The organism is Paracoccus sp. (in: a-proteobacteria) (assembly GCF_039808215.1).
Classification (GTDB): domain Bacteria; phylum Pseudomonadota; class Alphaproteobacteria; order Rhodobacterales; family Rhodobacteraceae; genus Paracoccus.
The window spans coordinates 1-21653 of record NZ_JBDHSP010000051.1 but is presented as its reverse complement, the minus strand read 5'-3'; the positions used below and the strand labels follow the sequence as shown (position 1 = coordinate 21653).

The 21653-nt window shown below is 69.0% G+C and carries 21 protein-coding genes and 1 pseudogene; 14 read left to right on the top strand and 8 right to left on the bottom strand.

The window, feature by feature from the left end; translation table 11 throughout:
* Positions 1–242, top strand: a pseudogene (locus WMK75_RS14160) (hypothetical protein); the annotation flags it as partial.
* On the top strand, positions 239–868 hold the full coding sequence (locus tag WMK75_RS14155) for an N-acetylmuramoyl-L-alanine amidase (RefSeq protein ID WP_347268283.1): 630 nt from the start codon (positions 239–241) through the stop codon (positions 866–868). The pseudogene WMK75_RS14160 and the gene WMK75_RS14155, both read left to right, overlap by 4 nt.
* Here the strand turns inward: WMK75_RS14155 and rlmJ are convergent.
* Positions 853–1629: a 23S rRNA (adenine(2030)-N(6))-methyltransferase RlmJ gene (gene rlmJ / locus WMK75_RS14150; RefSeq protein WP_347268282.1), complete on the bottom strand. Its 777-nt coding sequence runs from the start codon at positions 1627–1629 to the stop codon at positions 853–855. The genes WMK75_RS14155 and rlmJ overlap by 16 nt on opposite strands.
* Before the next feature lie 459 nt (positions 1630–2088).
* Positions 2089–2313, bottom strand: coding sequence for a DUF1127 domain-containing protein (locus WMK75_RS14145; protein WP_347268281.1), 225 nt, complete (start codon positions 2311–2313; stop codon positions 2089–2091).
* 341 nt (positions 2314–2654) lie between these two features.
* On the opposite strand from WMK75_RS14145, the gene WMK75_RS14140 reads away from it, so the two are divergent.
* From WMK75_RS14140 to murD, 9 genes are all read left to right on the top strand, one after another.
* On the top strand, positions 2655–3740 hold the full coding sequence (locus tag WMK75_RS14140; protein WP_347268280.1) for an Mrp/NBP35 family ATP-binding protein: 1086 nt from the start codon (positions 2655–2657) through the stop codon (positions 3738–3740).
* 630 nt (positions 3741–4370) lie between these two features.
* Positions 4371–4877, top strand: a complete 507-nt coding sequence (mraZ, locus tag WMK75_RS14135) for a division/cell wall cluster transcriptional repressor MraZ (RefSeq protein ID WP_347268279.1) — start codon at positions 4371–4373, stop codon at positions 4875–4877.
* A gap of 1 nt (position 4878) precedes the next feature.
* Positions 4879–5847, top strand: a complete 969-nt coding sequence (gene rsmH, locus WMK75_RS14130; RefSeq protein ID WP_347268278.1) for a 16S rRNA (cytosine(1402)-N(4))-methyltransferase RsmH — start codon at positions 4879–4881, stop codon at positions 5845–5847.
* A complete protein-coding gene (locus WMK75_RS14125) occupies positions 5847–6227 on the top strand; it encodes a cell division protein FtsL (protein WP_347268277.1) in 381 nt (126 codons plus the stop codon). Before rsmH ends, WMK75_RS14125 begins: the two co-directional genes overlap by 1 nt.
* On the top strand, positions 6224–8029 hold the full coding sequence (locus tag WMK75_RS14120; protein ID WP_347268276.1) for a penicillin-binding protein 2: 1806 nt from the start codon (positions 6224–6226) through the stop codon (positions 8027–8029). The genes WMK75_RS14125 and WMK75_RS14120 overlap by 4 nt, the downstream gene beginning before the upstream one ends.
* Before the next feature lie 29 nt (positions 8030–8058).
* Positions 8059–9528: a UDP-N-acetylmuramoyl-L-alanyl-D-glutamate--2,6-diaminopimelate ligase gene (locus tag WMK75_RS14115; protein WP_347268275.1), complete on the top strand. Its 1470-nt coding sequence runs from the start codon at positions 8059–8061 to the stop codon at positions 9526–9528.
* Positions 9525–10910, top strand: a complete 1386-nt coding sequence (murF, locus tag WMK75_RS14110; RefSeq protein ID WP_347268274.1) for a UDP-N-acetylmuramoyl-tripeptide--D-alanyl-D-alanine ligase — start codon at positions 9525–9527, stop codon at positions 10908–10910. Before WMK75_RS14115 ends, murF begins: the two co-directional genes overlap by 4 nt.
* Entirely contained in the window at positions 10910–11992 is a 1083-nt protein-coding gene (mraY, locus tag WMK75_RS14105; RefSeq protein ID WP_347268273.1) for a phospho-N-acetylmuramoyl-pentapeptide-transferase, read from the top strand. The genes murF and mraY overlap by 1 nt, the downstream gene beginning before the upstream one ends.
* An 87-nt stretch (positions 11993–12079) precedes the next feature.
* Positions 12080–13480 (top strand): UDP-N-acetylmuramoyl-L-alanine--D-glutamate ligase, encoded by a 1401-nt coding sequence (gene murD / locus WMK75_RS14100; RefSeq protein ID WP_347268272.1) that lies wholly within the window; start codon positions 12080–12082, stop codon positions 13478–13480.
* On the opposite strand, the gene WMK75_RS14095 is transcribed toward murD, so the two are convergent.
* From WMK75_RS14095 to WMK75_RS14080, 4 genes are all read right to left on the bottom strand, one after another.
* The gene (locus tag WMK75_RS14095; protein WP_347268271.1) at positions 13461–14009 is read right to left on the bottom strand and encodes an acyltransferase; all 549 of its coding nucleotides are present in this window, start codon (positions 14007–14009) and stop codon (positions 13461–13463) included. The genes murD and WMK75_RS14095 overlap by 20 nt on opposite strands.
* A gap of 3 nt (positions 14010–14012) precedes the next feature.
* Positions 14013–14711 carry a hypothetical protein gene (locus WMK75_RS14090; protein ID WP_347268270.1) on the bottom strand — a complete coding sequence of 233 codons (699 nt, stop codon included), beginning with the start codon at positions 14709–14711 and terminating at the stop codon, positions 14013–14015.
* 107 nt (positions 14712–14818) lie between these two features.
* Positions 14819–16267, bottom strand: coding sequence for an IMP dehydrogenase (guaB, locus tag WMK75_RS14085; protein ID WP_347268269.1), 1449 nt, complete (start codon positions 16265–16267; stop codon positions 14819–14821).
* Between the two features lie 70 nt (positions 16268–16337).
* Positions 16338–17309: a tellurium resistance protein gene (locus tag WMK75_RS14080; protein WP_347268268.1), complete on the bottom strand. Its 972-nt coding sequence runs from the start codon at positions 17307–17309 to the stop codon at positions 16338–16340.
* Between the two features lie 166 nt (positions 17310–17475).
* On the opposite strand from WMK75_RS14080, the gene WMK75_RS14075 reads away from it, so the two are divergent.
* Positions 17476–18612 carry an outer membrane protein transport protein gene (locus WMK75_RS14075; RefSeq protein WP_347268267.1) on the top strand — a complete coding sequence of 379 codons (1137 nt, stop codon included), beginning with the start codon at positions 17476–17478 and terminating at the stop codon, positions 18610–18612.
* 347 nt (positions 18613–18959) lie between these two features.
* On the opposite strand, the gene WMK75_RS14070 is transcribed toward WMK75_RS14075, so the two are convergent.
* Complete coding sequence (locus tag WMK75_RS14070; RefSeq protein ID WP_347268266.1) at positions 18960–19274, bottom strand: hypothetical protein; 315 nt, start codon at positions 19272–19274, stop codon at positions 18960–18962.
* Positions 19271–19522 (bottom strand): hypothetical protein, encoded by a 252-nt coding sequence (locus WMK75_RS14065; protein WP_347268265.1) that lies wholly within the window; start codon positions 19520–19522, stop codon positions 19271–19273. The genes WMK75_RS14070 and WMK75_RS14065 overlap by 4 nt, the downstream gene beginning before the upstream one ends.
* A gap of 688 nt (positions 19523–20210) precedes the next feature.
* Between WMK75_RS14065 and WMK75_RS14060 the strand changes: the two genes are divergently transcribed.
* Together WMK75_RS14060 and WMK75_RS14055 are read left to right on the top strand one after the other, a co-directional pair.
* Positions 20211–20747 (top strand): flagellar hook-length control protein FliK, encoded by a 537-nt coding sequence (locus tag WMK75_RS14060; protein ID WP_347268264.1) that lies wholly within the window; start codon positions 20211–20213, stop codon positions 20745–20747.
* 12 nt (positions 20748–20759) lie between these two features.
* Positions 20760–21446: a flagellar hook capping FlgD N-terminal domain-containing protein gene (locus tag WMK75_RS14055; RefSeq protein ID WP_347268263.1), complete on the top strand. Its 687-nt coding sequence runs from the start codon at positions 20760–20762 to the stop codon at positions 21444–21446.
* Positions 21447–21653: the final 207 nt, after the last annotated feature.

The following is a 21653-nucleotide window of genomic DNA, read 5'->3' as shown; positions in this document are numbered from 1 at the left end:
CGGTGCTGGTGCGCTATGCGCATCAGGAAAGCCAGGATCCGGGCACGCGCATCTATCAGCGCAGTGCCGGCTCGGTCGATGCGGCGGCGCGGGCCTGCCGCAGCTATGCCACTGCCGAGGCGGCGCAAACCGCCTTCATCGCCGCCGGCGGGCCGGTGATCGACCCGCGTGGGCTTGACCCGGACGGCGACGGCTACGTTTGCGGCTGGGACCCGCGCCCCTATCGCCAATCCGGGATTTGAGCCTTTCGCCCAATCATGGCGACCGGCGCGGGCAGCAGCCGGAGTTGGTCGTCATCCATTACACCGGCATGGTGGACGGGCCCTCGGCGCGCGCGCGGCTGTGCGATCCCGCGGCCGAGGTCAGCGCGCATTGGCTGATCCATGAGCAGGGCCAGACCGAATCGCTGGTCCCCGAGACGCGCCGCGCCTGGCACGCCGGTGCCGGCGCCTGGCAGGGGCGGGCGGATGTGAATTCGCGCAGCATCGGCATCGAACTGGTCAACCCCGGCGACCGGCCGTTCCCCGAGCCGCAGATGGCGGCGCTTGAGGACCTGCTGCGCGGGATCATGGCGCGCTGGCAGATCGGGCCGGCCGGGATCATCGCCCATTCCGACCTGGCGCCGGGGCGCAAATGCGATCCCGGGCCGCGATTCGACTGGCGGCGGCTGGCGCTGCAGGGGCTGGCGCTGTGGCCCGGGGCGGCGGGTGCCGATCTGCCGCTGCCGGCAAGCCTGGCGCGCATCGGCTATCCCGAGAATCCGGCGCGGCTGGCGGCCTTTCGCCTGCGCTTTCGCCCCTGGGCGGAGGGACCCGAGGACAGCACCGACCGGCGGCTGGCGGCGGCGCTGGCCTATGGCTGCGCGTAAAGCGCCTCGAGGCGCCGGGCCTCGTCTGCCAGCCCGTAGGGCGCGTTGATCACCAGCATGCCCGAACCGATCATGCCATGGCCGGGCCGCGCCGGCGCAAAGCGCACTTCCGAGAGCAGCGCCCCGGGGTGATCGGCCTGCAGCGCCCGGACCATCGGTTCCTGGCGCGCGTCGGCCAGCAGCGGATACCACAGCGCGATCACCCCGACGTTCCATTTCCGCGCCAGCATGGCGATCTGGCGCGGCACGGTCTGGTAATCGGCCTTGACCTCATAGCTGGGGTCGATCAGCAGCAGCCCGCGCCGCGGCATCGGCGGGCAGATCGCCTGCGCCATCTGGAATCCGTCCTGGCGGTGGACATGCGCGAAGCCCGCGATCTCGGCCAGCGCCGCATGTTCGGCCGGGTGCAGTTCGGCCAGATGTGCCACGTCGCCCGGGCGCAGGAAGTGCCGGGCGAGCAGCGGCGAGCCGGGATAGGCCGCGGCGCCGTGGCGGGCGCGGATCGTGGCCAGCGCCTCGCGCAGCGGGTGGTCATCGGGCAGCCAGCCCTGGGCCAGCGCGCGGGTGATGCCGGCCTCGGCCTCGCCGGTGCGGGCCGATTCGGCGCCGGCGAGATCATAAAGCCCGCGTCCGGCATGGGTCTCCAGATAGGTCAGGGGCTTGGGCTTGGCGGTCAGATAGGCCAGCGCCCGGGCCAGCAGCGCGTGCTTGTGCAGGTCGGCCAGATTCCCGGCGTGATAGGCGTGCTGATAGGACAACATGCGGCCGGCCTATACCGATGGGCGGAAAATGAAAAGCGGCGGCGCCCAGGGAGGAGGAGGGGGCACCGCCGCGCAACGTCGGCCCAGGGAGGAGGAGGGGCCGCGTATGGGTCGGCAATGGCAGGGAGGAGGAGGCCATCACCGCGCTGACGATCCCGGGGAGGGAGGAGAGGGACCGTCGCATTCCGTTCCGCCGCGAAGCGGGGTTTTTCGGCGGCGCCCCCAGGGAGGAGGAGGGGAGGCGCCGCCTGAACCGCACGACCCAGGGAGGAGGAGGGGTCGCGCCGTATGGGGTGGCGGCGCCCTCGCGGGAGGAGGGAGAGAGCCGCCGGGAAGTGACGCCGAGGGAGGAGAAGGCGTCACCCTGTTAAAGCGGCGGCATCCTCAGGGAGGAGGAGGGAGGATGCCGCCTGAACCCGGACCCAAGGGAGGAGGAGTGGGTCGGGGATGGTCAGGACCTTATTTCGCGCCCCAGGCCGCCTCGGCGGCGGTGCTGCGGATGGCGGCGCGGCTCAGGCCAAGGTCGGCCAGTTCGCGGTCGCTGAGTGCGTCCAGTTCGTGCACGGTCTGGCGATAGACGGCGCGGCGCGCCATATGGTCACGCAGGTCGGCGACGAATTTCGCGATCGCGCCATTGCCCTGGTTACGGTGCGAACCGGTATGGATCAGATCGAGAACGGCCATGTCATTTACCCTTCGGTTTCGGATGGCGCGGCGGCTTTGCCTTGCGGTGCTGCCTGTTGCGCTGTTGAGGGGAAGATGCCGCTTTTGCTGCAGTTGCACAATGGACAATGCCGAAACGCTGCCATGCAGAAATGGCATGGCTGCTGACGCAAGCCTGTTTCAATCATCGCGCAGATCGCGAAACAATCTGCCGCAGTTACTGCGATTCGCGGCGTTTTCAGACGCCATGGCCAATTCTGACGCTGGGTCACAGTTTCTTGCCATGCGGGGGCGACATGGCGCGCGCTTGCCGAGCGCTTGCCAAGTTGCCATTCTGCGCGCGCTTTCGATTGGGGGTGGCCATGGCGATTTCACGGGAACGGGTGTTGGCAGAACTGGCGCAGGTGGCGGTGCCGGGCGGTGGCAATCTGGTATCGGGGGACCTGGTGCGGGCGCTCAGCCTGGAATCGGGCGTGGTGCGCTTTGTCATCGAGGCCCCGGACGCGCAGCAGGCCCGCGCCTTTGCCGCCGTCGAGGCCGAGGCGCAGCGGCGGCTGGCCGCCCTGCCCGGGGTCGAGAAGGTGCAGATCGTCACCACCGCCCCCTCGGCCCCGCGCGGCGCGCCGGCGGCGGGCCAGGCGGCGCCCAGCCTCAAGATCGGCCGGCACCCGACGCCGCAGGCCGGGCCGGCCCCGGTCAGCGGCGTGGCGCGCATCCTGGCCATCGGCTCGGGCAAGGGGGGCGTGGGCAAGTCCACGCTGACGGCGAATCTGGCCGTGGCGCTGGCGCGCGCCGGGCGCCGGGTCGGGCTGCTGGATGCCGACATCCATGGCCCCTCGCAGCCGCGCATGCTGGGCCTGACCGGGCAGCGGCCCAGGACCGAGGGCCAGCTGATCGAACCCCTGCACGCCCATGGCGTCACCGTCATGTCGCTGGGCCTGATGATGAACGAGGGCGAGGCCGTGGTCTGGCGCGGCCCGATGCTGATGGGTGCGCTGCAGCAATTGCTGGGTCAGGTGAAATGGGGCGAGCTGGACGTGCTGCTGGTCGACCTGCCGCCCGGCACCGGCGACGTACAGCTCAGCCTGTGCCAGAAGGCGCATGTGACCGGGGCGATCATCGTCTCGACGCCGCAGGATGTGGCGCTGATAGACGCGCGCCGCGCCATCGACATGTTCGGCAAGCTGAAGACGCCGGTGCTGGGCCTGGTCGAGAACATGTCCAGCTATGTCTGCCCGAACTGCGGCCATGAGGCGCATCTGTTCGGCCATGGCGGCGTCGCCGCCGAGGCGAAGGCGCTGGACCTGCCCTTCCTGGGCGAGATCCCCCTGACGCTGGAGCTGCGGGTCTCGGGCGATGCCGGCACGCCGGTGGCGGCGGGCGAGGGCCCGGTGTCGGCGGCCTTTGCCCGCCTGGCCGAGCGGCTGGTGCTGGGCGGCATGGCCTGACGGCTGCCGCCGCGGCGGCTGGGAAAACACGGGAATGCGCCCGGTTGCGGGCGCCCTCCCCCTCGAATCACCGCGGCGTGAACGGGTGTGAGGCGCCAGCGAATCGCGCCGCAAGGGCGCTGCCGCCGGGTCCGGAGGCCCTGGCCGGGGTCGTGCAGGACGTTTCCGGGAAAGCATGGGTTATTTTGCAACAACTGGTTTCATACTAGATGTTGTGGTCGCTTGCCTGGTCGCGCCAAAACCTGCGCCGCTATTCACGGCGTTGTGAATTTGTTCACGCTTGTTTCCGATTCTACCCCTGGCGCCAAACCGCCACAGTCAAAACAAACCCATTGCGTCCCGTGAAATCCCGTGTCATCCCTTTCCTCACGGAGACGGGGCAGGAGGGGCGGCAAGACCCCAAAGGCGACAAGCAGGCTTTCATACAGGCAACCCGATTTCCGAACATGACCTTGCGGCGCGCGAGCAGCACCTCCCCCAGGTGGCGCGGAACGCAGGGTTCGATCCCCGAAACTACGGGGCCCAGAGATGGGAACGAGGGCGGCGGATCGGGCAGTGGCAGCAGCCCGATCCGCCCTTTCCTTTTCGGAACAACCGGAAAGGCCGGGACAGTGGAAGGAGTGCGCGCCGTTGGCACGCCAGTTCAGAGGGTCGGAAGAGGTCAAGGTGGACGCGAAGGGTCGCGTTTCCATCCCCGCCAAGTTCCGCCGGGTCTTCGAGGGCTCGGACCCCGACTGGGAAGCCGGCAGGCGCGCGCGGCTGATCATCGTCTATGGCACGCTCGACTGGCAGCATCTGCAGCTTTTCACCGTCGATGCCATGGAGGACATCGATCAGGGCATCGCGCGCCTGCCGCGCGGCAGCGCCGAGCGCAACCTGCTTGAGAGCATCTATCAGGGCCATGCCGAAGACGCCGAGATCGACGCCGACGGCCGCCTGGTGCTGCCCCAGAAGCTGCGCGAGAAGATCGGCCTGAGCGATGCCGCCTTCTTCATCTCGGCCGGCGACAGCCTCAAGTTGTGGGAGCCCGCGGCATTCGCCGGCGAGGCGCGCCGTATCGAGGCGTTGGTGCCCGAATTCAAGCCCGGCGCCGATCCGTTGTCGCTGCTGGGCACCCCGACGCCGGACGAGGGCTGAGATGGCCGCGGATCCGCATGTCCCGGTCCTGCTTGGTCCCTTGCTGCGGGCGGTGGCGCCGGTCGAGGGCGTCTGGGTCGACGGCACCTTCGGCGCCGGCGGCTATGCCCGCGGCCTGCTGGCGCAGGGCGCGACGCAGGTCATCGGCATCGACCGCGATCCCACGGTCTTTGCACTGGCCGCGGCCTGGGCGGGGGAATACGGCGCGCGGCTGCGGCTGGTACATGGCACTTTCGCGGAACTTGACCGGCTGGCCGGGGACGCGGTCGACGGCGTGGTGCTGGATCTGGGCGTGAGTTCCATGCAACTGGACCAGCCCGAGCGCGGCTTTTCCTTTCTGCGCGACGGGCCGCTGGACATGCGCATGGGCGATCAGGGGCCGACAGCGGCGGATCTGCTGAACGGCGCGCCCGAGCAGGTCATTGCAGATGTGCTGTATCTTTACGGCGAGGAGCGCGCCTCGCGCCGCATCGCCCGCGCCATCGTGGCGGCGCGCCCGCTGAGCCGCACCGGCCAGCTCTCCGACATCGTCGCCGCCTGCCTGCCGCGGCCGAAGCCGGGGCAGAGCCATCCCGCGACGCGCAGCTTTCAGGCCATCCGCATCTGGGTCAACGATGAATTCGGCCAGCTGGTCGCCGGGCTGGCCGCCGCCGAGCGCGCGCTGCGCCCCGGCGGCAGACTGGCGGTGGTCAGCTTTCATTCGCTCGAGGATCGCATCGTCAAGCGCTTCATGCAGGCGCGTTCCAATTCCGCCGGCGGCGGCAGCCGGCACGCGCCGGAACAGGCCGCCGGGCAGCCTGCCTTCCGCCTGCCGTTTCGCCGCGCCATCGGCGCCGACGAGGCGGAACTGGCGCTGAACCCGCGCGCGCGCTCGGCCTTCCTGCGGGTGGGCATCCGCACCGGGGCGCCGGCGGGCCGCGTCGATCCCGCGCAGCTTGGCCTGCCGCTGCTTACGGAAAGGAGGGGGTGATGCGTTCGGTGCTTTACCTTCTGACCACGCTTTGCGTCATGGGTCTGGCCTTCTGGGCCTATCGCGAGAATTACCGCACGCAATCGGCCATCGACGAGATGACTGCGATGCAGCGCCAGATCGGCACGCTGCGCGAGGATCTGGGCATCATGCGCGCGGAATGGGCCTGGCTGAACCGCCCCGAGCGGCTGCGCCAGCTGGTCAACCTGAACTTCGAGCGGCTGAAGCTGGTGCCGGTCACCGCCGGGCAGTTCGTGGACGTGGGCCAGGTGGCCTTCGCCGCGCCGAAACTGCCCGAACCGCTGGCCGAGGCGCTGGCCCAGCCGCGGGAACGCCCCGCCGGCTATCCGCCCCGCCGCCCACAGGAGAGCACGCCATGATCCGCACGCCCCTGCGCCCGCTGGCCCGCATCCTGCGCGCCCGCGAAACAGGCGAGAACCCCGACGCGATCGAGGCCGAGAACCGCGCCCATCGCCATGCCGAGATCCAGGAGCGGGCCTGCGGCAATGCCGGCGCGCGGCTGTCGCTGATGGTCGCGCTTTTTGCCCTGGCCTTCGGCACGGTCGGCACGAAGATGGCGGTGATGGCGGCCAGCCAGCCGCGCGAGCCGCAGGTGCAGGCCACGGGGGCGCGCATCATCTCGCAGCGCGCCGACATCACCGACCGCCACGGGCGGGTGCTGGCGACCAACCTGCTGACGCATGCGCTTTATGCCCATCCCCGGCAGATGATCGACCCCGAGGGCGCGGCGCAGGCGCTGGTGCGCATCTTTCCCGACCTCGACATCTCGCGGCTGCGCAAGGATTTCACCGGCAAGCGCAGCTTCGTCTGGATCAAGAAGAAGATCAGCCCCGAACAGATGCAGGCGGTGCATGACATCGGCGAGCCGGGCCTGCTGTTCGGCCCGCGCGAGATGCGGCTCTATCCCAATGGCCGGCTGGCCAGCCATATCCTCGGCGGCGCCTCCTTTGGCAAGGAGGGGGTTTCGGATGCCGAGGTGATCGGCGTCGCCGGCGTCGAGAAGGCCTTCGACCGCTGGCTGCGCGAGCCCGCGAACGAGGGCGCGCCGCTGACGCTGTCGCTGGACCTGAGCGTGCAGGCGGCGATGGAGGAGGTGCTGGGCAACGGCATGAAGGTGATGAACGCCAAGGGCGCCACCGGCATCCTGATGGAGGTCCGCACGGGCGAGCTGGTCGCCATGGCGAGCCTGCCCGATTTCGACCCCAACGACCGGCCGCGGCCGCTGCTGAAGGGCGATCCGTCGGACAGCCCGCTGTTCAACCGCGCGGTGCAGGGTCAGTATGAACTCGGCTCGACCTTCAAGATCTTTCCGGTGGCGCAGGCGCTGGACCTGAAGCTGGTCGGCCCGGCGACGATGATCAACTCCAGCTCGCCCATGCGCATCGGCAAGTATCTGATCAACGATTTCCACAATTACGGCGGCCAGCTTTCCGTCACCGACATCATCGTGAAATCCTCGAACGTGGGCACGGTGCGCATCGCCCAGCTGCTGGGCGGCGAGCGCCAGCGCGACTTCCTGCAGAAGCTGGGCCTGTTCGAACCGACCAGCGTCGAGATGAGCGAGGCCCCGACCGGCAAGCCGCTGGTGCCGACGCGCTGGCCGGCGGTGACCGCCGCCACCGTGGCTTTCGGTCATGGCCTGGCCGCCAGCCCGCTGCACCTGGCCGCCGCCTATGCCACCGTCGCCAATGACGGCAAGCGCGTGCGCCCGACGCTGGTGCATGGCCGCGACCGGCGCGAGGGCGAGCAGGTGCTGTCGCCGGCGGCGGCGCATACCGCCATGGCGCTGCTGCGCCAGGTGGTGACCCGCGGCACGGCGCGCCAGGCCAATGTCGAGGGCTATGAGGTCGCCGGCAAGACCGGCACCGCCGACAAGCCGCGCCCGAGCGGCGGATATTACAAGAACAAGGTCGTGGCGACCTTCGCCTCGGTGTTTCCGGCCAGCGACCCGCAATATGTGCTGGTGCTGACTCTGGACGAACCCTCGGCGGGCCTGGCGGGCGGCGGCGAGAGCCGCACCGCCGGTTCGACCGCGGCGCCGGTCGCGGGCGAGCTGATCCGCCGCGTCGCGCCGCTGCTGGGCCTGCGCCCGGCGACGGAATCGCAATTGCCGATGGTTGAACGCCCGCTGCCGGATGGGTTAAAGCTCGTCTCGAACTGAACGACGGGGTTGGCGTGACGGAACGGGTGATGCGACTGTCCCTTCTGGGGCTGCGGGGGGACAAGGGGCGCGACCCCGAGGTGACGGGGATCACCGCGGATTCGCGCGCCGTCAGGCCGGGACATCTGTTCGCGGCCCTGCCCGGGTCCAGCACGCATGGCGGCGAATTCATCCAGTATGCGCTGCGCCAGGGCGCGGGTGCGGTGCTGACCGACCGCCAGGGCGCGGCGATCGCCGCCGCGGCGCTGGCCGCATCGGATGCGGTGCTGGTGGTGGCCGAGGATCCGCGCGCCGCCCTTGCCGGTGCGGCGGCGCTGTGGTTCGCTGCCCAGCCCGAGACCATGGTCGCGGTCACCGGCACCTCGGGCAAGACTTCGGTCGCCAGCTTTACCCGGCAGATCTGGCAGGCGCTGGGGCACAGGGCGGTCAGCCTTGGCACCATGGGCGTCGAGGGCGATTTCCAGGCCCGGCTTGCCCATACCACGCCCGAGCCCCTGACCCTGCATCGCGTGCTGGCCGAGGCCGCGGGCGCCGGCGTCACCCATGCCGCGATGGAGGCCAGTTCGCACGGGCTGGACCAGCGCCGGCTGGACGGGGTGCGGCTGGTGGCCGGGGCATTTACCAACTTCAGCCAGGACCACCTGGACTATCACAAGGACTTTGACGAGTATTTCGCCGCCAAGGCCCTGCTGTTCAATCACATTCTCGACGAGGGTGCCGGCGCGGTCATCAATGTCGACGATCCGCGCGGCCGGCAGATGGCGGCGATCGCGCGCGAACAGGGGCTGGCCCTGACCACGGTCGGACGCGATGCCGCCGCCGATCTGCGCATCCTGGGCCAGCGCTATGACGCCACCGGGCAGGACCTGCGCTTTTCCTATCTTGGCCAGGCCTATCTGGTGCGCCTGGCGCTGATCGGCGGCTTTCAGGCGGAAAACGTGCTGGCCGCCGCCGGTCTGGCCATCGCCGCCGGCGACAAGCCGATCCGGGTCTTCGACACGCTGGCCGGGCTGACCACCGTGCGCGGCCGCATGGAACTGGCCGCGATGCGCGAGAACGGCGCCGCGGTCTTTGTCGATTACAGCCACAAGCCCGGGGCGCTGGCCTCGGCGCTGCAGTCGCTGCGCCCGCATGTGCTGGGCCGCATCGTCGTGGTCTTTGGCGCCGGCGGCGACCGCGACCGGCTCAAGCGGCCGCTGATGGGCGAGGCGGCGCGGCAGTTCGCCGATCTGGTCCTTGTCACCGACGACAATCCGCGCAGCGAGGACCCGGCCGCGATCCGCGCCGAGGTCATGGCCGGCGCCGGCCCCGAGGCCATCGAGGTTGGCGACCGCGCCGAGGCGATCCTGCGCGGCGTCGATGCGCTGCAGCCGGGCGACGCGCTGCTGATCGCCGGCAAGGGCCATGAAACCGGCCAGATCATCGGCAATGACGTTTACCCCTTTGACGACGCCGAACAGGCCTCGGTCGCCGTCGCCGCGCTGGATGGCAGGATATGACACTCTGGACCTCGACCGATGCTGCCGCCGTCATCGGCGGGCGGGCCACGCGTGATTTCACTGTCAGCGGCATTTCCATCGACACGCGCAGCATCCGGCCGGGCGATCTGTTCGTGGCGCTGAAGGACCAGCGCGACGGCCATGATTTCGTGGCGCAGGCGCTGGCGAATGGCGCCGCGGCGGCGCTGGTCAGCCGCATCCCCGAGGGCGTGGCGGCGGATGCGCCGCTGCTGGTCGTGCCCGAGGTGCTGGCGGCGCTCGAGGCGTTGGGCCGCGCCGGGCGTGCGCGCATGCAGGGCAGGGTGATCGCCATCACCGGCTCGGTCGGCAAGACCTCGAGCAAGGAAATGGCCCGCATCGCGCTGGAGGGCCAGGGGAATGTCCACGCCGCCGAGGCCAGCTACAACAACCACTGGGGCGTGCCGCTGACCCTGGCGCGCATGCCCGCCGACAGCGATTACGCCATCATCGAGATCGGCATGAATCACCCCGGTGAGATCGAGCCCCTGGCCCGTCTGGCCCGTCCGCATGTCGCGATGATCACCACCGTCGCCGCCGCGCATCTCGAGGCCTTCGGCAGCGTCGCGGACATCGCCCGCGAAAAAGGCGCGATCCTTGCCGGGCTGATGCAGCCGGGCAGCGCCATCATCCCCGAGGACCTGCCGGTGACGCAGATCCTGCGCGACTGCGCCGATGCTGCCGGCGCCATCGTCATCGGCTTTGGCCAGCACGGCATGGCCAGGCCGCTGAGCGCCGAGACCGAGAATGGCGTGACCCGGGTGCGCGCCCGCATCCTGGGCGAGACGGTGGATTTCACCCTGGCCACGGCCGGCCGGCATTTCGTGATGAATGCCGTGGGCGTGCTGGCGGCGCTGGCGGCCGCCGGTGCCGATCCGCGGCGCGCGGGCCAGGCGCTGGCCGATTGGCGCCCGCCCCTCGGGCGCGGCGCGCTCGAGGATCTGGGCGGCATCCGGCTGATCGACGATGCCTACAACTCAAACCCCACCTCGCTGGCCGCCGGGCTGGCGACGCTGGCGCGGCTGACCGGCGGCCGGCGCGTGGCGATCCTCGGCGACATGCTGGAACTGGGCCGCGACGAGATCGCCATGCATGCCGCCATGGCCGAGGACCCCGCGATGGCAGCGGTCGATCTGGTCCATACCGCCGGCCCGCGCATGCGTGCGCTGCATCAGGCGCTGCCCGAGGCGCGCCGCGGCATCCATGCCGAGACCGCAGCCGAACTGGCGGCAATGGTCGGCGATCTGGTCACGACCGGCGACATCGTGCTGGTCAAGGGCTCGAAATCGTCGAAAGTCTCGGCCGTGGTTGACGCGCTGCGCCGGTCGGGCGAAAGCTCGCCTCTTGGCGAAAGGACTGCTTGATGCTTTACTGGCTTGCGAACCTGTCGGATGGCGGGGATTTTTTCAACCTTTTCCGCTATATCACCTTCCGGGCCGGAGGCGCGTTCTTTACCGCGCTGATCTTCGGCTTCATCTTCGGGCGGCCGCTGATCGACCTTCTGCGCCGCAAGCAGAAAAAGGGCCAGCCGATTCGCGACGACGGGCCGCAGAACCATTTCTCCAAGGCGGGGACGCCGACCATGGGCGGCCTGCTGATCCTGGCGGCGCTGCTGGTTGGCACGCTGCTCTGGGCGCGGCTCGACAATGGCTATGTCTGGATCGTGCTGCTGGTGACGCTGGGCTATGCCGGCATCGGCTTTGCCGACGACTATGCCAAGGTGACGAAACAGCACCACGCCGGGCTGTCGGGCCGCATCCGGCTGGCCCTGGGCCTGCTGATCGCGGCCCTGGCCGGTGCCGCGGCCGCGTGGCTGCATCCCGAGGCGCTGAGCGGGCAACTGGCGCTGCCCTTCCTGAAGAACACGCTGATCAACCTGGGCTTTCTTTATGTGCCCTTCGCGGTGCTGGTGATCGTCGGCGCGGCCAATGCGGTGAACCTGACCGACGGTCTGGACGGGTTGGCAATCATGCCGGTGATGATCGCGGCGGCCAGTTTCTCGGTCATCGCCTATATGGTCGGCAACGCGAATTTCGCCAATTACCTCGGCGTGCATTTCGTCCCCGGCACCGGCGAGCTGGCGGTCTTCGTCGCGGCGCTGATCGGCGGTGGCCTGGGGTTTCTGTGGTATAACGCGCCGCCGGCGGCGGTGTTCATGGGCGATACCGGCAGCCTTGCACTGGGCGGGGCGCTGGGCGCCATCGCCGTGGTCACCAAACACGAGATCGTGCTGGCCATCGTCGGCGGGCTGTTCGTGGTCGAGGCGCTGTCGGTGATCATCCAGGTGCTCTATTTCAAGCGCACCGGCAAGCGGGTGTTCCTGATGGCGCCGATCCACCACCATTTCGAGAAGAAGGGCTGGGGCGAGGCGCAGATCGTCATCCGCTTCTGGATCATCGCACTGATCCTCGCGCTGATCGGGCTGGCGACGCTGAAGCTGCGCTGATCTCTGGCCCGGCTTCTTTCTTGCCGAAACATCCTCTGGGGGTCCGGGGGCGAAGCGCCCCCGGCTTATTCAAACAAAGGCAGAACCATGATCCCGGTCCAGGGCGTCGAAAACCAGACCATAGCCGTCCTCGGACTTGGCCGCTCGGGCCGGGCCACCGCCGCCGCGCTGGCCGCCGGCGGCGCGCGTGTCGTCGTCTGGGACGACGGCGCCGACACCCGCGAGCAGGCCGCGGCCGACGGCATGGCCGTGCTCGACCTGACGCGCGAGGCGAACTGGGACGGCATCTCGGCGCTGATCACCAGCCCCGGCATCCCGCATCTTTACCCGGTGCCGCATCCGGTCATCGCCATGGCCTATGCGCTGGGCGTGCCGGTCGACAATGACATCGGCCTGTTCTTTCGCAGCTTTGCCAGCCGCGACTGGGACCAGTTCGACACCACGCCGCGGGTCATCGCCATCACCGGCTCGAACGGCAAGTCGACGACCACGGCGCTGATCCACCACATCCTGCGCGAGGCTGGGCGCCCGACCCAGATCGGCGGCAATATCGGTACCGGGGTGCTGTCGCTCGACCCGGCCCATGACGGCGAGGTGGTGGTGCTGGAACTGTCGAGCTACCAGACCGACCTGGCGCGTGCGCTGACACCGGATGTGGCGGTATTCACCAATCTCTCGCCCGACCATCTCGACCGCCATGGCGGGCCGGGGGGTTATTTCGCCGCCAAGCGCCGGCTGTTCGCCGAGGGCGGGCCGGACCGCGCCGTGATCGGCGTCGATGAACCCGAGGGGCGCTATCTGGCCGGGCAGCTTTCGATGTCGCCTCTGGATGACCGGGTGATCCGCATCTCATCGGGGCAGAAGCTTGAGCGCTTCGGCTGGTCGGTCTTTGCCCGCAAGGGGTTCCTCTCGGAATATCGCAAGAGCCGGCAGGTGGCCTCGATCGACCTGCGCGCGGTCAAGGGCCTGCCAGGCGAGCACAACCACCAGAACGCCGCCGCGGCTTACGCCGCCTGCCGCGCCATAGGCCTTGCCCCGCGCGAGATCGAGCGCGCCTTTCACAGTTTCCAGGGCCTGCCGCATCGCAGCCAGCGCGTGGCCGAGATCGGCGGCGTCGCGTGGGTCAATGACAGCAAGGCCACCAATGTCGATGCCGCCGCCAAGGCGCTGCTGGCCTTCCAGCGCATTCGCTGGATCGCCGGGGGCCTTGGCAAGGAAGGCGGCATCGCCGCGCTGCAACCGCATCTGGGCCATGTGGTGAAAGCCTATCTGATCGGGCATTCGGCGCGCGATTTCGCCCTGCAGATCGGCCAGACCCCCTGTGAGATCGCGGACACGATGGAGCAGGCCGTCGCCCGCGCCGCGGCCGAGGCGCAGCCCGGGGAAACCGTGCTTCTGGCCCCTGCCGCCGCCAGCTTTGACCAGTATCCGAATTTCGAAAAGCGCGGCGAGCATTTCACCGCTCTGGTCAGGGCGCTGCAGCCCTGATCCCGGCCGCCTCGCCGCGCCGGCGGATCAGTTTCGCCGGCACCCCGGCATAGATGCCGAAGGGCACGGTTTCGCCCTTCAGCACCGCGCCCGCGCCGATGACGCAGCCGCGGGCAATGCTGCTGCCGGCCAGGATGCGCGCGCCGGCGCCGATCCAGACATCGTCGCCGATGCTGACCGCGGCCTTGCGCAGCGGCTGCTTGCGGATCGGCTGCTCGGGATCGGCATAGCCATGCTCGAACGAGACGATGATGCTGCCGGCAGCGATGCGCACGTCATTGCCGATGCGGATGCCGCCATGGCCCAGCAGCACGCAGTGATCGTTCAGCGAGACATTGTCGCCGATCTCGATCAGCCCGCTTTGCGCATCGATGACCACGCCGCTGCGCATCGAGACCCGGTCGCCGATGCGGATCGAACCGCCCCGCCAGCGCAGGCGCGGCCAGTAAAGCATCTTGGGCCGCCGGCCCAGTTGCAGCGCGCCGCGTGAGAGCACGGCGCGCAGCCTGACGATCGGGCCAAGGTTCATCGCCTAGATCGGACGGAAATCCGGGTCGAGCTTGCGCGCCAGGTCCAGCCATCTGTCAGCATAGGCGACCTCCTGCCAGTCCTTGAACCAGGGGCCGCCATTGGTGTAATGCACCGCCTTGGGCAGGCCGCCCGCCGGCGGCTCGCTCCAGCCTTCAAGCCAGTTCCAGACCTCGGGCAGGGCACCGATTTCCTCGTCGGCGGCCCATTGCATGCGGTGCAGATAGGCCCCGGTCTGGGCATTGACCAGATCCGGCGTCAGCTGCCGGGTCGAGGGATGGGCGCAGTTGAACAGCATGCAGGAGGACCAGTTCTTGCGCGGATAGGTGGTCTGGACCTTGCCATCCATCTTTACCGTCTCCTTGGGCCGATAGTCGTGATGCACGCAGCAGACCGCCTTGCTGTCGTCGCGATATTGCAGCAGTTCCGCGACATCGCCGAAGAACAGGAAGTCGCAATCGACGAACAGCGCCCAGTCCTCGTAATTGTTCAGCCAGGGGGTGAAAAAGCGCGAATAGGTGAATTCGGTGGCGGCAAGCGGATCGACCTCGCGCGTGTAGACGCCCTGGCGCACCAGCTCCTGCAGCTTGATCGGCTTCACCTCGACCTCGATCGAGGCGTGGTCGAGCAGCGATTGTCTTGCGACCTGATAGGCGATGTCCTCACGCGAATCCCAGCCGATATAGACTGCGAGCTTTGCCATGGTGTTCTCCAGGTTTCTGTCAGATGCCGGTGCAACGTGGCGCTTGCGGGCGCCGTGTCAAGATCGCCGGCGCGCGCCCCAGTGTCGCAGCCGCGCCGGTCGCGCCCCTATCCCAGACGGTAGTTCGGGCTTTCGCGGGTGATCTGCACGTCGTGGACGTGGCTTTCCTTCAGTCCGGCGCCGGTGATGCGCACGAACTGGCAGCCGCCGCGCATCTGGGCCACGGTGGCATTGCCGGTATAGCCCATGGCGGCGCGCAGCCCGCCGACCAGCTGGTGGATGACCGCCGCGGCCGCGCCCTTGTAGGGCACCTGGCCTTCGATACCCTCGGGCACCAGCTTGTCCGAGGCGGCGTCCTTCTGGAAGTAGCGGTCGGCCGAGCCGCGCGCCATGGCGCCAAGGCTGCCCATGCCGCGATAGGATTTGAAGCTGCGGCCCTGGTAAAGGATGACCTCGCCGGGCGATTCCTCGGTGCCGGCGATGGCGCTGCCGACCATGGCGCAGCTGGCGCCGGCGGCGATCGCCTTGGCGAAATCGCCGGAAAACTTGATGCCGCCATCAGCGATCACGGGGATGTCGCCGGCCCCCGCCACCGCATCCATGATCGCGGTCAGCTGCGGCACGCCCACACCCGCCACGATGCGGGTGGTGCAGATCGAGCCGGGGCCGATGCCCACCTTGACCGCATCGGCGCCGGCATCGATCAGCGCGCGCGCCCCTTCGGCGGTCGCGACATTGCCGGCCACGACCTGCGCGCCGGGCGCCTCGGCCTTGATGCGGGCGACGGCGCGGGCCACGCCCTCGGAATGGCCATGCGCGGTGTCGATCACCACCAGATCGACCCCGGCGGCGATCAGCGCCATGCTGCGCTCATGACCCTCGTCGCCCACGGTCGAGGCCGCGGCCACCCGCAGCCGGCCCAGCTCGTCCTTGCAGGCCAGCGGGTTCAGCACCGATTTTTCCGTGTCCTTCAGCGTCAGCAGCCCGGTCAGCCGGCCCTCGTCATCCGAGATCAGCAGCTTTTCGATGCGGCGCGCCTTCATCAGGCTGATCGCCTCGGCGCGGTCGGCGGGCTCGCGCAGGATCGCCAGATTGTCCGAGGTCATCACCGCGCGCACCGGTGTGCGGTCGTCGCTGGCAAAGCGCATGTCGCGGTTGGTGATGATGCCGAGGACGCGGCCATCGCTGTCCACGACCGGAAAGCCGGTGACGTGAAAGCGTTCCTGCAGCGCCTTGGCATCGGCGATGCTCTGGTCGGGGGTCAGGGTGATCGGGTCATAGACGATGCCCGATTCAAAGCGCTTGACGCGGCGCACCTCGTCGGCCTGCTGCTCGGCGGTCAGGTTGCGGTGCAAGACGCCGATGCCGCCGGCCTGCGCCATGGCGATGGCCATGCGGCTTTCCGTCACCGTGTCCATGGCCGAGGAGAGCAGGGGAATGTTCATGCGGATCTGCCGGGTGACCTGGGTGGTCACATCGGCGGTCGAGGGCATCACCGAGGATGCCGCGGGAACCAGTAGCACGTCGTCGAAGGTCAAAGCCTCACGAATCTGCATGGGGGGTATCCTTGTCAGCGGTTCGTTTGGCAGTTTCCCATTTCACGCGGGCCGGGGATTGTCCAGCCTGTCAGGCGATGGCGGCGTTGCTTTTCGCCGCCAGACCGCCATTGGCCCAGGCCCGCCAGGTCAGGAACATGATCGGTGGCACCACCAGGCTGGCCGCCACCAGCAGCAGCTGCGCCGGCCAGAGCCAGACCGGCGCCCAGGCCGAGACCGCCAGCCACAGGCTGGAACTGGCCGCCATGGGAAAGGTGAAGGCCCCCCAGAAGGGCGAGAACCCGGCCTCGGTCAGCCAGCGCAGGCGCAGCGCGATCAGCGCCAGCACCAGCGCTACGGCAATGGCAAAGCCCAGCGCCACCTGCTGCCAGCCCAGCGCTGCGGCGACATTGCCCAGCATGGCGACCGGCGCGAGATGGATCACCAAGAGCGGCCGCAGCGGGGCCGGCACGCGCTCGGTCGCGGCCTGCCAGATGCTGACCGCCCAGTTGAACCCGGCCATCGCCGCCATCGGCCACCACAGCGCCTGGGCCAGACCCATCCAGCCAAAGCCCGCCGCCGCCTGCGCCGCGACGATCGGGCCGACGAAGATCAGCTGCCAGGGCGGCGCCACCCGTCCCTGGCCCGGAACCCGCAACAGAACCGGAATCAGCACCGCCCAGAAAGCCAGCTGCGCCGCCAGCCCCAGGACCAGCACCAGCCGCGCCAGCAGCGGCGCAAAGGGCGCCAGGATCTGCGCCGCGGCATAGATCGCCACCACCGCGGCGCCGATGCCGGCGCGTCCGGGCAGGATGCGCAGTTCCTCGGCAAGGACCGCGGGGCGGCGCGCCAGCTTGGCGCCATAGGCAAGGGTCGCCAGCAGCCACAGCGCCGTGACCATACCCGCCAGCAGCATCGGCAGCGCCGGCGCAAGGCCAAGGCGCGCGGTGGCCAGCCGCCAGGCCAGCGCCAGCCCCAGCGCCCCCAGCAGCGAGGGAAAGATCGCCGGCGGCACCCGCCGCCACAGGCCGCGCGCCAGGGGGCGGGAAGGGGCGAACTGCATGGGATTCTCCTGTCGTTGTGCGTTACGCGTTGCGCAGCCGCCACGTCCTGCCGGCCGGTTGCGTCGAAACGTGGCGTAACCCGGAACAGGCGATTGACGCAACCTTGGTGCCTGAGCAGGCTGTTTCCCAAGGGCCGCCAGGGACCGGCCCAGATGGAGGGGATACATGAGGAACTTGTTTGCCGGCATGGCTGTGCTGCTGAGTGGCACCGCGCCGGTTCTGGCCGGCGGCATCGAGCGCGCGCCGCAGTCGCTGGCACCGCTGTTCGAGCAGGGGAACTATCTGGAGTTGAGCTTTGGCGGCGTCACCCCCGATGTCTCGGGCCGCGACCTGGCGATCTATGGCGGCCGCCGCACCGGCGACGTGGCGCAGGGCTATGGCTTCTTCGGGCTGGCCTACAAGCACCAGTTCACCGAGAACCTGTCGGGCGCCTTCATCATGGAGCAGCCCTTCGGCGCAGATCTGAGCTACCCGACCCTGGCCGAGGGCGGTTCGGCCATGCTGGGCGGCACCGGCGTCGATGTCGATTCCACCACCTATACCGCGCTGCTGCGCTATCGCTTCGACAACAACTTTTCGGTGCATGGCGGCATCCGCGGCTCGCGTGCGGAGGGTAATGTCACGCTGAGCGGCCTCGCCTATGGCCCGCTCTCGGGCTATAATGTCAAGCTGGACAGTTCCTGGGGCGTGGGCTGGGTCGCCGGCATCGCCTATGAGCGGCCCGATATCGCCGCGCGCATCTCGCTGACCTACAACTCCAAGGTCTCGCACGATTTCGACACCACCGAGTCGAGCGCCTTCGGCCAGTTGCAAAGCCGGACCGAGGTGGACACGCCGCAAAGCTGGACGCTGGAGGGCCAGACCGGCATTGCCGAGGGCACGCTGCTGTTCGGTTCGATCCGCTGGGTGGACTGGTCCGAGTTCAAGGTCAATCCGCACATGCTGGTCGCCGCGCCTCCCGGCGGCTTTGGCGTCGAGGGCGGTCTGGTCGAGCTTGAGGACACCACCACCTACAGCATCGGCATCGGCCGCAAGTTCACCGAGAACTGGTCGGGCTCGATGTCCTTCGCCTATGAACCGAAGGGCGATGACCTGGTGTCGCCGCTGGCCCCGACCAACGGCCGCCGCAGCGTGACCGTGGCCGCGATCTATACCCAGGACCGGATCAAGATCACTACCGGCATCAGCTATGTGAACCTGGGCAATGCCACCGCCGAGACCGGCACCCCCGACCAGGGCCGCACCCGCATGTCGGGCAATGACGCCTGGGGCGCGGGCGTGCGCATCGGCTACAGTTTCTGAGCCGGGCGCGAACTGCCAGGGCCCCGGCCGGTCCGGGGCCCTGGCAGTTCGGCTGCGCCGCATGGGATACCGGGAAACGGAAAGTCATCTCAGCGCGGCCCTTTCCTGGCGCTCACCTGCGGATTCAGGTGCGGGGCTGACCGGTGTCTTGCGGCATTCGAACGGTGGGCCCATGCGCAGCGGCACGGGCGCGCTGTCGCTGGCCCCGGGGAATGTGGCGGCATGCGGTTGCCCGCGCAGCCCATGTGCCGCCAGTGACGGCGCAGGCGTTTGCGATCCCTTGCGGACCGGACGGCATCGGCGCGATTGCGACCGGGGCCAGGGTCGTCCGCGCCCCGGCCCTGCGCCTAGTAGCGCTGCTCGCAGCGATGCGTGACCGTCTCGGTCTGCTTCTTGCCGTGCATGTCATAGGTGTTCAGCGCGCGCGAAAGCGAGATCACGTCGCCGATCTGGCGCTGTGCCGCTGCGATCCCGGCCTGTGCCGCCTCGGCCAGCCGACCGATCGCCTGCAGTGCCGATGTGCTGGCGGCAAGGGTTTCGGGGGCGATGCGCCCGCTCTCGATCTCCTGCTCGAAATGGTGCAGGCAGGCCAGCGCCTGCGCCGTGTCCCCCTGCAGAAGGTGGGTTTGCGCCTCGGTGAGGCAGCGGCTCGGCCCGGTCATCGCGCCACCCCCTGCCCCGGCAGCAGGCGCAGATCGACCCGTGCCGCGAGGCTTTCGGCATAGGCCGCGTTGAGCATGCTGGAAAAGGGCGATTCGCCCTCGGCCCCGGCGAAGGGATTGGCCGAGGCGTAAAGCCCGGCATGTTTCAGCATCTCGGCCAGGAATGCACCTTCCAGGCCGTCTGCCGGCGCTTTGGCGTGGCGTGCGGGCGTCGCGGCTACGCCGGCGGTGGTGTCAAGCGTGATCACATCGGGTTCCCTGCAAAGGATTCGTCTGAAGCCGGAACTTAGCGGGCGAGCGGTAAATATTTGGTAATCTTGCGCGGCTAGACATCGGCCTGTCGATATCAGCAACGGGCGGGTTCGGATGGGCTGGATAGGTGCATGCAACGGGGATCGGCAACTGGCGCGTCCGGTCGGTGCGGCTCTTCAGACAGCAGCTGTCCCGTCCGCAGCCGGCAGCAGCGGGCAGGCAGCCGATTTCCTGACCGCGGTAATGGCTTGCGAGCCGGGTGGAGACGGCAAAAATCCCGCGAAACAGGCCTGCGATGCCGCCCAACCCGAGGATGAGGAACTGCCCGAAGCCACCCCCTTACCCGAGGGCGAGGCGACAGAATCGCTCTGCCCTCCGGACATGGCGATTCCGCAGGAGGTGGCGCCGGCGGTCGCAACCGTCCCATCGCCGCAAGCGGATCGCCTGGCCATCGACGCACCCGAGGAGGGTCCCGCCATCCTCGCCGAGGGAGGCGAGGCCCTTGCGGCGCCACAAGATTCGCTGGCCAGGACGCCTGCTGCCGCGCCCATGCCCGCCGCCGGGCAGGTTCCGGCGGGTTTGCGTGCGGGCAGCGATGGTGGCGATAAGGGCATTCCGGCGCCGGCTGCTGCAGGGGCCCCGGCCGCGCGCGGGACGCCCCCTGGCGCCGAGGACGCAAGGGCTTTGCCCCTGCCGGCAGTCGCTGCCGACCCGGTGCAGGCGGCACGGCCGGCCTTCGATGCGGCGCCAGAACCAGCGGCGATCCTGCGCCTTGCGCAGGCCGCGCCCGTCCATGACCAACCGGGAACGCCGCCGCCGCATGTCCAGGCCAGCCGCGTCATTCGCCAGATCGTCAATCGCGTCGCCGTATCGCGCGAGGTGGCGATGCAAATCGTCCTGTCGCCCGAGGAACTGGGCAAGGTCCGCATCGCCATCGGCCATGGCGAGGCGCCGGTGATCGCGGTCTCGGCCGAGCGCCAGGAAACCCTCGATCTGTTGCGGCGCAATGCCGAGTTGCTGGCCCGCGAGATGCGGGGCGCGGGGTTTTCCGGCGCGGACATCTCGTTTTCGGACGAGGGCGGGCGTGGCGGCGCGCAGGCGCCCATGCGCGGCCGCAGGGAGGGTTTCGATGCCAGGGAAGCCGCCACCATGCCGCCCGCCGGCGAACCGGCAAGGACCAGGACCGCCGCAACCGGGCGGCGGATCGACATGAGGATATGAAAGGAGGCGCCCTTGACCAGCAGCATCACCAGCACCGGCCTTGCCGGGAATACCATTTCCGCCGCGGCCTCGGCCGGCGGCAGCGCGGGTGGCACCGCATCGACGACACAGTTCGAGACCTTCCTGCGCATGCTGACCACGCAGATCAAGAACCAGGATCCGCTGAACCCGATGGAGGGCACCGAATTCGCGGTGCAACTGGCCACCTTCTCGGGGGTCGAGCAGCAGGTGCAGACCAACACGCTGCTGACGCGGCTGCTGTCCGAGGGCAGCGGCGGCGAGCTTGGGCAGTTCTCGGACTGGATCGGGCGCGAGGTCCGCACCAGCGCCCCGGTCTGGCATGACGGCAATCCCCTCAGGCTGGAACTGGACGCCATTGGCAAGGCGGACCGCGCCTTCCTGCTGGCCATGGACGCGCAAGGGCGCGAGATCATGCGCGAGGAGATCCTTCCCGGCACCAACGCGCTTTCCTGGTCCGGAAGGCGCGCGAACGGAGAGGCGCTGCCGGCGGGCATGGTCAGCTTCCGCGTCGAGGCGCAGCAGGATGGCAAGGTCTCTGCGACCGGAGGGGTGCAGGCGCGCACGACCGTCACCGGCGTCGAGATGACGCCCGAGGGGGCGCGGCTGGTGCTGGCCGGAGGCGCGCGCGCGACGGTCGGACAGATCACCGCGCTGGGCAGTGGCCCTGGCGATTACTGACCCTCAGATTCCATGGCTTGACTGTAGGGGGGACTAGCTTTGCCAGAGAGAAGCCATTCCCCATCTACGGCGGCAAGTGGCTGATCGTTAAGAGGAAAAGCTGCATTTCAGGCCGATGAGGCGGTGGCGCGGTAATCCTCCCCGAAAGTAAGGGGCTTCAAAAGTAGAATTTTCTCGGCATGATGCACGAGGAGATTTCTCATGAAG

Coding starts and splice junctions, on each gene's coding strand:
- rlmJ (WP_347268282.1), bottom strand. CDS start 1,629: ATGTTGTCCTATCAGCACGCCTATCACGCCGGGAATCTGGCCGACCTG.
- WMK75_RS14145 (WP_347268281.1), bottom strand. CDS start 2,313: ATGGCCGTTCTCGATCTGATCCATACCGGTTCGCACCGTAACCAGGGC.
- WMK75_RS14140 (WP_347268280.1), top strand. CDS start 2,655: ATGGCGATTTCACGGGAACGGGTGTTGGCAGAACTGGCGCAGGTGGCG.
- rsmH (WP_347268278.1), top strand. CDS start 4,879: ATGGCCGCGGATCCGCATGTCCCGGTCCTGCTTGGTCCCTTGCTGCGG.
- WMK75_RS14125 (WP_347268277.1), top strand. CDS start 5,847: ATGCGTTCGGTGCTTTACCTTCTGACCACGCTTTGCGTCATGGGTCTG.
- WMK75_RS14120 (WP_347268276.1), top strand. CDS start 6,224: ATGATCCGCACGCCCCTGCGCCCGCTGGCCCGCATCCTGCGCGCCCGC.
- WMK75_RS14115 (WP_347268275.1), top strand. CDS start 8,059: ATGCGACTGTCCCTTCTGGGGCTGCGGGGGGACAAGGGGCGCGACCCC.
- murF (WP_347268274.1), top strand. CDS start 9,525: ATGACACTCTGGACCTCGACCGATGCTGCCGCCGTCATCGGCGGGCGG.
- mraY (WP_347268273.1), top strand. CDS start 10,910: ATGCTTTACTGGCTTGCGAACCTGTCGGATGGCGGGGATTTTTTCAAC.
- murD (WP_347268272.1), top strand. CDS start 12,080: ATGATCCCGGTCCAGGGCGTCGAAAACCAGACCATAGCCGTCCTCGGA.
- WMK75_RS14095 (WP_347268271.1), bottom strand. CDS start 14,009: ATGAACCTTGGCCCGATCGTCAGGCTGCGCGCCGTGCTCTCACGCGGC.
- WMK75_RS14090 (WP_347268270.1), bottom strand. CDS start 14,711: ATGGCAAAGCTCGCAGTCTATATCGGCTGGGATTCGCGTGAGGACATC.
- guaB (WP_347268269.1), bottom strand. CDS start 16,267: ATGCAGATTCGTGAGGCTTTGACCTTCGACGACGTGCTACTGGTTCCC.
- WMK75_RS14080 (WP_347268268.1), bottom strand. CDS start 17,309: ATGCAGTTCGCCCCTTCCCGCCCCCTGGCGCGCGGCCTGTGGCGGCGG.
- WMK75_RS14075 (WP_347268267.1), top strand. CDS start 17,476: ATGAGGAACTTGTTTGCCGGCATGGCTGTGCTGCTGAGTGGCACCGCG.
- WMK75_RS14070 (WP_347268266.1), bottom strand. CDS start 19,274: ATGACCGGGCCGAGCCGCTGCCTCACCGAGGCGCAAACCCACCTTCTG.